Origin of the sequence: Streptococcus pseudopneumoniae (assembly GCF_001074975.1) — a bacterium.
Classification (GTDB): Bacteria; Bacillota; Bacilli; order Lactobacillales; family Streptococcaceae; genus Streptococcus; species Streptococcus pseudopneumoniae_D.
The window spans coordinates 1-12,508 of the sequence record NZ_JUUO01000115.1; the positions used below are offsets into that span (position 1 = coordinate 1).

At 41.9% G+C, this 12,508-nt stretch carries 10 protein-coding genes and 1 pseudogene; 3 read left to right on the plus strand and 8 right to left on the minus strand.

Features of this window, described 5'->3' with window-relative positions:
- Positions 1-60: 60 nt before the first annotated feature.
- On the minus strand, positions 61-1,164 hold the full coding sequence (locus ADI86_RS06875) for an NAD(P)/FAD-dependent oxidoreductase (RefSeq protein ID WP_049532320.1): 1,104 nt from the start codon (positions 1,162-1,164) through the stop codon (positions 61-63).
- A 22-nt stretch (positions 1,165-1,186) separates the two neighbouring features.
- On the opposite strand from ADI86_RS06875, the gene ADI86_RS12455 reads away from it, so the two are divergent.
- Entirely contained in the window at positions 1,187-1,312 is a 126-nt protein-coding gene (locus ADI86_RS12455; protein WP_275043691.1) for a hypothetical protein, read from the plus strand.
- Positions 1,313-1,334: 22 nt separating this feature from the next.
- Here ADI86_RS12455 and ADI86_RS06880 read toward each other — a convergent pair whose 3' ends face one another.
- The 3 genes from ADI86_RS06880 to ADI86_RS12295 form a co-directional block, all read right to left on the minus strand.
- Positions 1,335-2,132: a Nif3-like dinuclear metal center hexameric protein gene (locus tag ADI86_RS06880; protein ID WP_049532321.1), complete on the minus strand. Its 798-nt coding sequence runs from the start codon at positions 2,130-2,132 to the stop codon at positions 1,335-1,337.
- Positions 2,119-2,796, minus strand: a complete 678-nt coding sequence (locus tag ADI86_RS06885; protein ID WP_049532323.1) for a tRNA (adenine(22)-N(1))-methyltransferase — start codon at positions 2,794-2,796, stop codon at positions 2,119-2,121. Before ADI86_RS06885 ends, ADI86_RS06880 begins: the two co-directional genes overlap by 14 nt.
- A gap of 212 nt (positions 2,797-3,008) precedes the next feature.
- Entirely contained in the window at positions 3,009-3,179 is a 171-nt protein-coding gene (locus tag ADI86_RS12295; RefSeq protein WP_049532324.1) for a hypothetical protein, read from the minus strand.
- A 51-nt stretch (positions 3,180-3,230) separates the two neighbouring features.
- Between ADI86_RS12295 and ADI86_RS12565 the strand changes: the two are divergent.
- Positions 3,231-6,376: pseudogene (locus ADI86_RS12565) on the plus strand (SNF2-related protein).
- A 303-nt stretch (positions 6,377-6,679) separates the two neighbouring features.
- Here the strand turns inward: ADI86_RS12565 and ADI86_RS06900 are convergent.
- Positions 6,680-9,016 carry a cation-translocating P-type ATPase gene (locus ADI86_RS06900; protein ID WP_049532351.1) on the minus strand — a complete coding sequence of 779 codons (2,337 nt, stop codon included), beginning with the start codon at positions 9,014-9,016 and terminating at the stop codon, positions 6,680-6,682.
- A gap of 133 nt (positions 9,017-9,149) precedes the next feature.
- Between ADI86_RS06900 and ADI86_RS06905 the strand changes: the two genes are divergently transcribed.
- Positions 9,150-9,908, plus strand: a complete 759-nt coding sequence (locus ADI86_RS06905; RefSeq protein ID WP_049532325.1) for a lysophospholipid acyltransferase family protein — start codon at positions 9,150-9,152, stop codon at positions 9,906-9,908.
- 140 nt (positions 9,909-10,048) lie between these two features.
- Here the strand turns inward: ADI86_RS06905 and ADI86_RS06910 are convergent, their stop codons facing one another.
- The 3 genes from ADI86_RS06910 to ADI86_RS06920 are packed head-to-tail and all read right to left on the minus strand — an operon-like array spanning position 10,049 to position 12,507.
- Positions 10,049-10,741, minus strand: coding sequence for an alpha/beta hydrolase (locus ADI86_RS06910; protein WP_049532326.1), 693 nt, complete (start codon positions 10,739-10,741; stop codon positions 10,049-10,051).
- A complete protein-coding gene (locus ADI86_RS06915; protein ID WP_049532328.1) occupies positions 10,722-11,732 on the minus strand; it encodes an ABC transporter substrate-binding protein in 1,011 nt (336 codons plus the stop codon). The genes ADI86_RS06910 and ADI86_RS06915 overlap by 20 nt, the downstream gene beginning before the upstream one ends.
- A 19-nt stretch (positions 11,733-11,751) precedes the next feature.
- Positions 11,752-12,507, minus strand: a complete 756-nt coding sequence (locus ADI86_RS06920; protein ID WP_049532329.1) for an ABC transporter ATP-binding protein — start codon at positions 12,505-12,507, stop codon at positions 11,752-11,754.
- Position 12,508 lies beyond the last annotated feature (1 nt).

The following is a 12,508-nucleotide window of genomic DNA, read 5'->3' on the forward strand; positions in this document are numbered from 1 at the left end:
ACAGTGTTTTGAGCAACCTGCGGCTAGTTTCCTAGTTTGTTCTTTGATTTTCATTGAGTATTATTCGCTTTTTACCCGTTTAACATAGTTTTCAATTGGATAGTTTTCAGGGTCCAAGGTCATCTCCTTGTCTTGAATCAGTTGAGCTAGATGATAACCAATGATAGGACCAGTTGTGAGGCCTGATGAACCTAGTCCGCTGGCCGCATAGACACCTGCCAATTCTGGCACCTGCCCAAAGAAAGGAGAGAAATCACTTGTGTAGGCACGGATTCCCACACGCTCAGCTCTTGAAGTCGCTCTAGCTAAAACTGTATAGTGAGGCAAAGCTGCTTCCTCCATTTGCTGGAGCAAGGCTTCATCTACCGTCAAATCAAATCCCATGTCATTTTCATGGGTAGCGCCTAGGGATAATTTCCCACCAGCAAAAGGAATCAAATCCCACTCCCCTTCTGGCATGACAACAGGGTAAGCTTCCATGTCTTGGGCAAGCCGATAATCTCGGAGTTGTCCTTTCTGAGGACGGACATCCACTTCATAACCCAAGGGTTCTAACAAGTCCCCCAACCAAGCTCCCGTCGCCAAAATAACCTGATCAAACACCTCTTCGCCAATCTGGTAACCTGATGCTAAAAGTGTCAGAGCCACTTTTTCTTTTACCAGCTTGATGTGACTGGCTTCCAGCAAACGAGTCACTAAGAGCTGACCATCTACTCTCGCTCCACCAGAAGCATAGAGCAGGTGGTCAAATCCCTGCAAACCAGGGAATAATTCATTTGCTGATGCTTGGTCTAGAATGGCCAATTCTCCTATCAAGGGAGATTCTTCTCTACGCTGGAGGGCCAGTTGGTAAAGTTCTTCGAGTTTTTTTTCATTCTTTTTCAAGAGAAAAACTCCCGAACGCTGGTAAAAGTCGATTTCTTGCCCTGATTTCTCTAAATCAGCCAACAAATTCACATAAAAGTCAGCACCCAAGCGCGCCATCTTGTACCAGGCTTTATTACGGCGTTTTGAAAACCAAGGACTGATAATTCCTGCCGCTGCCTTGGTAGCCTGACCCTGTCCATGGTCAAAGACGGTCACCTCTATGTCACTTTCTTTCGAGAGGTAGTAGGCAGCTGTTGCACCTACAATTCCTGCTCCGATAATGGCAACTTTTTTCATTGTTTTCACTTTCTAATACTCAATGAAAATCAAAGAACAAACTAGGAAACTAGCCGCAGGTTGCTCAAAACACTGTTTTGAGGTTGTAGATAAGATTGACGAAGTCAGTTACATATATCTACGGCAAGGGGAAGCTGACGTGGTTTGAATTTAATTTTCGAAAAGTATAACTAGATATGATGGAAAGGATTGGTCGATGCTTGACTAGCTACAATATCAATAGTCCAACTTTTTTCCTCTTTCCATTGATTAAGAAGCTCTGCAATTTTTTCTACAAAAAGCACTTCGATATAATGACCTGGGTCCAATGCCAACAAGCCATCAGACAGCATATCCTGGGCAGTATGGTAGTAGATGTCACCAGTAATGTAGACATCTGCCCCCTTTGCTAAAGCATCCTTATAGAAAGACTGCCCGCTTCCACCACAGATGGCCACTCTTGAAATAGACTTCTGCAAGTCATTCTCTTGATAATGCACCATTCGAAGACTATCTAGACCAAAGACTTGCTTGACATGTTGAGCCAATTCTCCAAAGGTCTGAGGCTGAATATTCCCGATACGACCAATTCCACGTTCAGGACCTGTCTCCTGTAGATAAGTCGTCTCCTCAATGCCTAGCATCTGACAGAACCAATCATTGAGGCCATTTTCAACGATGTCAATATTGGTATGGCTGACATAGACTGCAATATCATGCTTGATGAGGTCGATGTAAATCTGATTTTGCGGACGGCTAGCGACCAAATCCTTGATCGGACGAAAGATCGGCGCGTGCTTGACGATAATCAAGTCCACTCCCTTTTCAATGGCTTCAGCCACCGTCTCTTCACGAATATCCAGGGCAACCATGACCCTTTGGATATCCTTGTCCAGAGTCCCGATTTGCAGTCCACGACTATCTCCCTCCATGGAAAATTCCTGAGGACAAAAAGCTTCATAGCGTTTAATCACTTCACTTGCTAGCATGGAGAACCTCCTTGATGGCATCTATTTTATCTACTAAAATCTGTCGTTCTGCCTGATTTTTTTCTGGGATTTGTCCGAGGGCGAACTCTAGCTTCTCAGCTTCTTTTTGCCATTTTTGGACAAATACTGGACTAACTTCTTTGGACAAAAAAGGTCCAAAGCGAACATCACTGGCTGATAACTTCATTTGTCCTGCTTCCACCACCAAAATCTCGTAGAATTTCCCTGCTTCCTCTAGGATGCTTTCTGCTACAATCTGAAATCCGTTGTCTTGCAACCAGATCCGCAAGTCGTCTTCACGATTATTGGGCTGGAGGATTAAACACTCTACATTAGCTAACTTGTCCAAGCCCTCTTCTAAAATTCTAGCAATCAAACGACCACCCATGCCAGCAATGGTGATGACCGACACTTGGTCACTCTCTTCACAAGCTGCCAAGCCATTGGCTAAACGGACTTGGATTTTCTCCTTTAGGCCGTGAGCCTCAACATTTCTAACTGCAGATTGGTAGGGACCTTCCACCACCTCACCTGCAATAGCAGCTGCAATTTGGCCTCTTTCGACCAAGTCGATAGGCAGATAAGCATGGTCACTCCCCACATCTAGTAAAATAGCACCCTGTGGCACAAAGGAAGCCAGCAATTCTAATCTCTTTGAAATCATCTTCTCTCACTTTCCAAACTCTATTACCTCTTATTATACCACATTTCAATCCTCAACTTTCCAGTAATATAAGTAGCTCCGGCGAAAGAAATTTCAATGTCCTAACGCAATAGATGGATTCACTTGAAAGATTGACACTCAAGAGAAACTCTGTATTTTAGCATTGCTATCAAGATGCAATTTATGTAAGATAATACTCTTCGAAAATCTCTTCAAACCACGTCAGCTTCGCCTTGCCGTAGATATATGTAACTGACTTCGTCAGTCTTATCTATAACCTCAAAGCAGTGCTTTGAGCTGACTTCGTCAGTTCTATCCACAACCTCAAAACAGTGTTTTGAGCAGCCTGCGGCTAGCTTCCTAGTTTGCTTTTTGATTTTCATTGAGTATAAGTCTATTCTTTTCCTATAAAATCTGATAATATAGAGAAAAGAATGATTAGAATAGAGGTTGCTTCAATGACGGTTCCCGATAGACTACCTGCTCGTATGAGAATGGATGGACAAGTTATTTTCCAACAGATAAAAAGCTATTTTGATACTGAAAACAAGGAATATTTTAATCACCCCAATAAATATAATGGTATTTCCATGCATCTGGAGCCCAACATTCTGACCAGTATGAAGTACTTCGATTTGACTGATTTTCATTGTGAATGTAATGACTTCCAAAATCAAGGAGTCTGTAAACACTGGGTTGCAATGGATCACTACTTTCATAGTCTCCCCCAAGTTATTCAAAAACGCATTCGTAAATCTAGTCATAAACCAAGTTTTGCCAGCCAACTGATTCCTACCTTGCCATCTGAAGAGCTCCAAAACGAACTGCTAGAAGAAAAAGCAGAGGCACCTTCACTTGCACTTCATGGACAATTCGAAATCCGAAATCATAGCCTATCCTGGACCTTAAAACTAAAGGTGGAACAGGCTCCTCGTGCCTATGTTATCAAGGATATAGCTCACTTCATTTTTCTCATTTTCCAACAGGAAGATTACTTTGTTTCACAGAAAATCGGGACAATCAACTTATCATTAGACCAGTTTAATAAAGCTTCTCAAAATCTAATCCTCTATATCAAAAAATATTTCATCGATAGAAATGAACATTCTTATTCCAACTTCAGTTATGGCATTAGCCCTAGAGATTGTGGACGCTATTTAGAGACTCCTGTTAGCTATTTAAACGACCTTGTCCCACTTTTTCAAGCTTTGGACGTGTTTCAATATGTAACCTCAAAAGCCGAATACCCTCTTATATTCTTAGATGATAATCCCTTTATCCCAGAAGAAGAAATTTTTAAAGTTGTCAATCTGATAACCATTATGAAATCATCAATACAGCTTATTTTGGTTTCATTATTCAAAACAAACTTTGGATTCGGCACAATCACTTCCACATCATCAAAAAAGAGCACCGTTACTTTTTAGATAAATTAGCTACTTGGATCTACCATTATCAGGAAAGTTCTCCTCTTATCTTTTCAAAGGAAAATAAGGCTGAACTCATGCAAATATGTAATATTATCTCAAACTATGTTCCTATCAGTATCCCAGATGAATTACAAATCCATGACTTCATCCCCATCTTTGCCTTCTCCAAGACTAGAAATGAAATTGCCGTCAACATGGTGTGGTCGTTTGGAGAAAAGCAAGCCCACTCTAAACAAGATCTCCTATCCCTCCCCTATACTTACCAAGCTAGTAAAGCTAGAAAAATCTATCATCAACTCCTTTCTGCTGGTTTCAAAGAGGATTTTCATAGTCTTTCCAAAATCAAAGTCGTTGATTTCTTCCTAAAAGAACTACCTCGTTTTCGTACTCTGGGGCAAGTTCAACTAGATGAATCGCTTGAAAAACTCTTAGTAGAAGATCCTGCTGTCATTGACATTTTTGACGACGAAGATTTCCTTTCAATTCAGTTTGATTTTTCTATGATTTCAGAAGATGAGGTTGAAAAAGCTATCCAAGCTTTATGGAATCAAGAAAGCCACTACCAAACCAAGCAAGGAAAGGTTCTAGTCTTTGACGATGAAAGTCTCAAGGTTGCCCAAAGTCTCCAAGATCTTCGTGCTAAATTTTCAGACGGAAAAATCAAGATGCACAAATCTCGTGCCTATAGCCTTTCTGAAACCTTCAAAGACAATGAACATGTCAATTTTTCTCGTGATTTCAAAAAGATGGCTTATGATCTGACCCACCCTGAAGAATTTGATATCAAACCTTATGAAGTCAAGGCCAAACTCCGCTCCTATCAGAAAGAAGGAGTCAAATGGTTGAGTATGTTAGATCATTATCATTTTGGGGGAATCCTGGCTGACGATATGTGACTAGGGAAAACCTTGCAAACCATCACTCTTCTGGAAGCCAACCTTAAACCAGAACAGAAAGTACTTATCTTAGCTCCTGCCAGCCTTCTTTACAATTGGAAGGAAGAATTCCAAAAATTTGTACCTCACAAACAGGTTGAAGTAGCCTATGGCACAAAAACTGAGCGTATCAAACAAATTGATAAATCTGCTACTATCACTATCACAAGCTACCCATCTTTTCGATCTGACCTTGAACACTATCAAAAGCAGTCTTATGACTACCTCATTTTAGATGAAGCACAGATGATAAAAAATAGTCAGACAAAAATAGCACAGGCTTTAAGAGAATTTGATGTCAAAACCTGCTATGCCCTATCTGGAACTCCTATCGAAAACCGTCTTGAAGAGATTTGGTCTATTTTCCAGATAGTGTTACCAGGACTCCTACCAAGTAAAAAGGAATTTTCAAAATTGTCACCTCAACTCGTTGCTAAACTGATCCAACCTTTTGTTCTGCGTAGGAAAAAAGACGAAGTTCTGACAGAATTGCCTGAACTGAGCGAGCACCTCTACAGCAATGAACTCACCAGTTCACAAAAAACGCTCTATCTAGCTCAACTTCGACGTATGCAAGAAATGCTTGCAGGAGCCAGCGCTGATGAGATTAAACATCATAAAATTGAAATTTTAGCAGGACTGACCCGACTTAGACAAATCTGTAATACCCCAGCTCTCTTTTTAGAAGACTACACAGGGGATAGCGGAAAAATGGACAGCTTATTCGAGCTTCTGGACACCATTCGTAAAAAAGAATCACGACCACTTATCTTTTCACAATTCACCTCTATGCTTGATCTCATTGAGCAAGAACTAGAGAAAAAGGGATTGTCTCACTTTAAAATAACAGGACAAACACCTTCAGATAAACGTCAAGAAATGGTCAATCTTTTCAATCAAGGGGAAAAAGACTGCTTCCTCATTTCACTAAAAGCAGGTGGAACAGGACTTAATCTAACAGGAGCTGATACCGTCATCCTCTGTGACCTCTGGTGGAATCCAGCAGTTGAGATGCAAGCCATCGGCCAAAGCCACCGCCTTGGCCAGACCAAACAAGTCGATGTCTATCGCCTCATCACCCTTGGCACCATAGAGGAAAAAATCCAAGAACTCCAAGAAAGTAAAAAAGAACTCTTCAACACCGTCCTTGAAGGACAAGAAAGCAGAAGCAATCTGAGCGTTGATGATATTAAAGAAATCTTGGGTGTTGAATAAGTGGAAAAGAACTAGAGTACCACACTAAGTGGATCTATCTAGTTCTTTTTTATACTCATCTGTTTTCAAAAAGCATAGTAGGTCGAATCTAGAACAGTACACTGTAACTGCTAAACTATTTCTAGAAATTATTTTTCCTTTCCTAATTGATTTGTTCATATCTTATTTCAATCTGCTATGGATGAGTATAAAAGTCGCTCTTAGGTTCACCTATAGATATAATAGACACGTAGATCTTGCACATCAGATCTACGATAGACTCGCCGTATAAAAAAACCGCAATCCACAGATTGCAGTCTTTCTTCATTTTCTAGCTTGATAGCGACTAGTCAGGATGAAAATCACGGTAAAGACCAACATCATGGCTCCATAAACAGGCAATGTTTGTCCTGTCAAGGTCGAAATTTCAAGCAGTTTTTGAATTCTTGGGAAGAGAGCTGTAGTTAGGAAGCCCCCTACTGACCAAACAATCAAGAGGACACGCCAGAGTGTAAATGGCATGCAGGCTCTAAATACGGATAAGAAACCAATTGACCCCAAGAGATAATAGAGTAGAGTTGAGATTTCTAACTCAGACCAACCTTGGCTACTTCCAAATAGTTTCACAAAGAGAACGCTGAACACAACCATAAGGGCACTTGGTAGGGCACGAAGCATGGATCTTCTGAGGAAGTTTGGTTCAACAGGTTTGATATTTCGCTCAAAAGTCAGAACGAATGGTGGGAAACCTTCCACAAATTGGTCAATCATGGTAATCTGGATCGGAATGAAGGGGAAAATCAAGATCCACTCTGGCCGTCCTAGAAGGGCACTGGCGATACAGATAACTGCCAACAGGAAGGAATAGATAGTTTTAATCAAGAAAATCGGTGCGATATGGGCAATGTTATTGACCACACGACGACCTTCAAAGAGAATCTCAGGAACATCATTGAAGTCAGAGTTCAAGAGAACCAGATTGGCAATCTGACGAGTCGCAGGGTCTCCTTCAGCCATCACGATAGAACAATCCGCCTCACGAAGAGCCAGGATATCATTAACTCCATCCCCAGTCATAGCTGTTGTATGCCCTGCTTTTTTCAGCGTTTGGATGATGAGTTTCTTTTGATGAGGGGAAACACGTCCAAAAATAGCTGTCTCCTCAGCCATATCAATCAATTTCTCATCAGTGATTTTTGAGCAATCTACATAGCTGTGATAGTCTGCAAAACCAGCCTTTTGGGCAATGCTGGACACCGTAACTGGATTGTCACCAGATATAATCTTGAGTCCCACTTCCTGAGAACGGAGATAGTCCAGCGTCTCAGCTGCTCCTTCTCGAATGGGGTCCAAGATCTCCAGCAAGGTCAGAGCCTGAATATCAGATGGTTTCTGTGGTTTATGATGATCTAGTTTTTCCTGACTGAGGGCTAAGACCAAGACACGTGACCCTCTCTCCAAGGCCTCTCTGGCTTCTGGAACTTCAGAGTCCAACAACATCTCAGGCGCACCTAAGAAAACCGTCCCCAGACCTTCCAATTCCATAGCACCCCACTTGCGGTCGCTAGAGAAGGGAAGATTCGAAAGCATAGGATAGGCTACCTGACCTTGGAAACGCTGGCGAATAGCTTGAGCTGTTGGATTCTTATCCTCACTATGGGCCATATAGCTGGTCAGGATACTGGCAATAGTCTCTTTACCGTAGGCTTGAGTCAGCGGAAGAACCGCCTCCACCTGCATCTTTCCTTGGGTGATGGTCCCCGTCTTGTCCAGACAGAGCATATCCACGCGCGCCAAGGTCTCAACAGAGTACATCTCCTGCACCAAGACCTTTTTCAATCCTAGCTTAATCACCGCAGTCAGGAGCGAAGTGATGGTCAAAAGGGCGATTCCCTTAGGCAACATTCCCAAAAGAGCTGTCGATGAATTTACAACGGATGACTTGAGAGGCAAGCCTTTCAACATCAAGGCTTCTAGCAAGAGAGCTAGACCAAAGGGAATGATAATCTTCCCAGTAAAACCAGCTAGCCTGTCCAGCGATTTCATGATACGGGAGTTGATCGGTTTAACGGTCTTGGCTTCCAGCATGAGTTTGGCAGCATAGTTGTCAGCACCGACATGGTGGACTTGAGCCAAAACTGACCCACTGGCTAAGAAACTTCCAGACAAAAGCAAGGCGTCAACTTCCTTTTGCACCAAATCACTTTCCCCCGTCAACATGGCTTCATTGACTTCCGCAAAGCCTTCCAAAACCAAGGCATCACTAGGAATCTGCTCCCCAGCAGACAAACGAATGACGTCTCCTAAAACCAATTCTTCAGGATTGAGAGCCACTTCTTGGCCATCACGAATGGTTTTAACCTTTTCCTTGGTCATAAGATTGAGCTTGTCCACCATGTGTTTAGCCCGCAGCTCAGTCACAATACCAGAAAAGGCGTTAAAGCAAATAACGGCAAAGAAGACCAGATTGCTCCAAGCCTGCACAAAAGCTAACGCCAAAGCAATGGCAAAGTTCAAAGCATTAAAAAGAGTAAAGACATTTCGTTTAACGATTTGCCAAGTGCTGGTACTGGCAGAAGCAGTAAAATCATTAACCAAGCCCTTAGCCTGTCTTTCCTTGATTTCTCTTTGGGTTAATCCCACAATCTTATTTTTATCCATGAATCCTATCATATCATTTTTTCTAAAAGAATTCTAATCTCATCTCAAATATGCACCTAGTCACGGAAAAAAGTTTGCCAGCCCTCCTTTGATAAGGTATAATAATAACAAGAAAACAATCGAAGGAGATCGCATGTTTTATACTTATTTACGTGGATTGGTTGTATTGCTCCTATGGTCCATCAATGGCAATGCCCACTATCATAATACTGATAAAATTCCTAATCAAGATGAAAATTATATCCTGGTGGCGCCTCACCGCACCTGGTGGGATCCTGTTTATATGGCCTTTGCGACCAAGCCAAAACAATTTATCTTTATGGCCAAAAAAGAACTCTTTACCAACCGTATCTTTGGCTGGTGGATTCGTATGTGTGGTGCCTTTCCTATCGACCGTGAAAATCCAAGCTCCTCAGCCATCAAATACCCTATCAATGTTCTCAAAAAAAGTGACCGCTCTCTCATCATGTTTCCAAGTGGGAGCCGTCACTCAAACGATGTCAAGGGTGGAGTTGCCCTGATTGCCAAAATGGCCAAGGTCCGTATCATGCCTGTTACCTATACGGGTCCTATGACCTTGAAAGGCTTGGTTAGCCGCGAGCGTGTCGATATGAACTTTGGAAATCCAATCGATATCTCAGATATCAAGAAAATGAATGATGAAGGCATTGAAACAGTCGCCAATCGTATCCATGCAGAATTTCAACGTTTGGACCAAGAAACGAAACAATGGCATAATGATAAAAAACCAAACCCACTCTGGTGGTTTATCCGCATCCCTGCTCTCATCATTGCCATTATCCTCGCTATCCTAACTATCATCTTTAGCTTTATCGCAAGCTTCGTATGGAATCCAGATAAGAAGAGAGAGGCTCTTTGTTATACTCAATGAAAATCAAAAAGCAAACTAGGAAGCTAGCCGCAAGCTGTACTTGAGTACGGTAAGGCTACGCTGACGTGGTTTGAATTTGATTTTCGAAGAGTATTAAATAAATACAACAATCCCTTGGCATGTGCCAAGGGATAAATCTTTTATTCGATTTTCCATTTTTGGGCCAACCAGCTGGAAAAAGCTAGAAATCGCTCAGCTACTTGTTCATGGTGTCCATAAGGATCAAAGACAAACTGGCCGTTCGGATAGCATTTCTGAAGACTGGTATGGATCTGCTCAGCATAGGCTGGTGCTTGAGCCAAGCGATTGGTATGATGGGCTCCTTCTGTTTGACCATTCTGTAAATACAGCAAACAGTCTAGATTTTTCACTGTCTCTGCCTTGCAGTAAGTCACAAAATCAGGATACCAAAAGGAACCGCAGATTGAAAAGACACAGGAGACCTTGTCAAAGCTGAAAAGACTGTAGACTGTCGCCAAACCACCTAGTGAGTAACCTCCATAGGCAAGGCGATTTTTGTCCAGGCGATAAAGCGACTGCAACTTGTCTAAAAGACCTCCAAATAAATGATCATGATAGGCTGTTGCCTGACCGCCAAAATCTGGAAATTCATCTCTCAGAGCAGCTGCCTTCCAGGGCGTGTAGTCGTCTAGGCGATTTTTAGAGGTCAAGCCCACTAAAATCACAGATTCGGAAAGGGAAGATAGAAAATCCAAGTTTCCATCATTCAATAAAATAGCCGGATAGGTTTGATTGGGATCATAGTTAGAAGGAAGGCTGATTTTGACTTGAATTTCTTCCCAATCAAACTCATTATTTATTGATAAAATCATTGATTTTTTCAAGGGAATCAATCACTGCTGGACCATAGTCCATCAATTCATCGTAAGAGATGGTCATGATTTTTTGATTCTTAATAGCAGGAACGCTTTCCAAAACAGCATTTGCCTTCATCAACTCTACTGCTTTTTCATCCAATTTTTTATTGCGGTCGCTAGTTACATAGATAATCAATTCAGGATCCATTGACACAAGATTTTCCAAGGTCAAGCCTGATGTCCCCGTGGCAACGTTTGTATAACCAAGTTGGTTCAGCAAACTTTCTTGCAAAGCAGACTTGTAGGCACCGAAGGTTTGATCATTATATGCAACCATAATCAAAGCCTTTTTCTTTTCACCTTGGCTTACTGGATTTGCTTTCTTAACAGCGTCAATTTTAGTTTGTAATTGAGCTGCGTATTCATTAGCCTTATCCTGAACATTAAAAATCATTCCAAGATTTTTAACATCTTCTACGATATTCCCCAAATCTTGCTGAATCGTTGAGAGAGAAGCTTTTTGCGTATAAACTGGGATTTTGTTTTCATTCCAAGTGCTAACTGTCCCCAAGGATTTTTCAGAAAACATCATGTTTCGACCCATCACAGCGTCTGGCTCATAAGAAAGGACTGTCTCTTGTGAGACTGTTTTTTTATCCCCAATTTGAGGAATAGTCGCAATCGCGTCCTTGTATTTGTCCGTCACAGCATTGTCTGGATTGAGCATGCCAGCAATTTTATCCTTCAACCCCAACTCCAATAAGATTTCCGTGGTTGAAAGATTGTTGGTGATAACTTTTTCAGGTGCCTTGTCAAAGACTTGTTCGACTTCATTTCCCTTAGCATCATAAGTTTTGACCGTTAGCGGATAAGTCGTCTCTGCGCTTGCCTTTTGACTTGTTTCTGTGCTAGACTGTGTGGTAGTTTTTTCTGTAGTAGTGTTACCACAAGCTGCCAAAGTTAAGGTAGCTACTGTTACCAGTAAAATGCTTAGTGTTTTTTTCATCTTATTTTCCTTTTCATTCTTATAAATAGTGAATCATAGCTTGCTGATCCTCGGTCCAAGTCACCTGACTTTGCACTCCGTATACAGTTTGCAATGACTCAGGGGTGATGGTCTCCTTTGGAGTCCCTTGGTAAAGGATTTCCCCCTCTTTCATCAGATAGAGATAATCCGAATAGCGACAAGCAAGTTGAATATCATGTAGGACAGCTAGAACATTGACCTTGAGATTCTTCACAATGGCCAACAAGTCTAGCTGATACTTGATATCCAGGTGATTGGTTGGTTCGTCAAGGAGCAAGAGAGTCGGTTCTTGCACCAAGGCGCGAGCTAGTAAGACTCGCTGTTTCTCTCCCCCTGACAGAGACGAATAGAGACGAGTTTTCTTCTCAAGCATATCCACCTTAACGAGGGCATCTTGAACGAGTGTAAAATCCCTTTCCTTTTCCTTCTGTAAAAAAGAGAGGTGGGGAGTTCTTCCCAGCAAGACGATTTCTTCAACTGTACAATCAAACTGCAGCTGGTTAAACTGGGTCACAACTGCCATTTGCTTGGCTGTTTCTTTGAGCGTCCATTGTTCCAGAGGCTTTCCATCTAGGCTTATCAATCCTTTGTCCGCCTTTTCCTGACGATAGAGGAGTTTAAGTAGACTGGTTTTCCCGCTTCCATTTGGTCCTAATATCGTGTGAAATTGATTCCCTTCAACCTTAAGAGAGACTCCTTTGAGGATTTTTTTCTCTCCTAGTCCAAAATGGATATCCTGACAAATCAAGTCCATA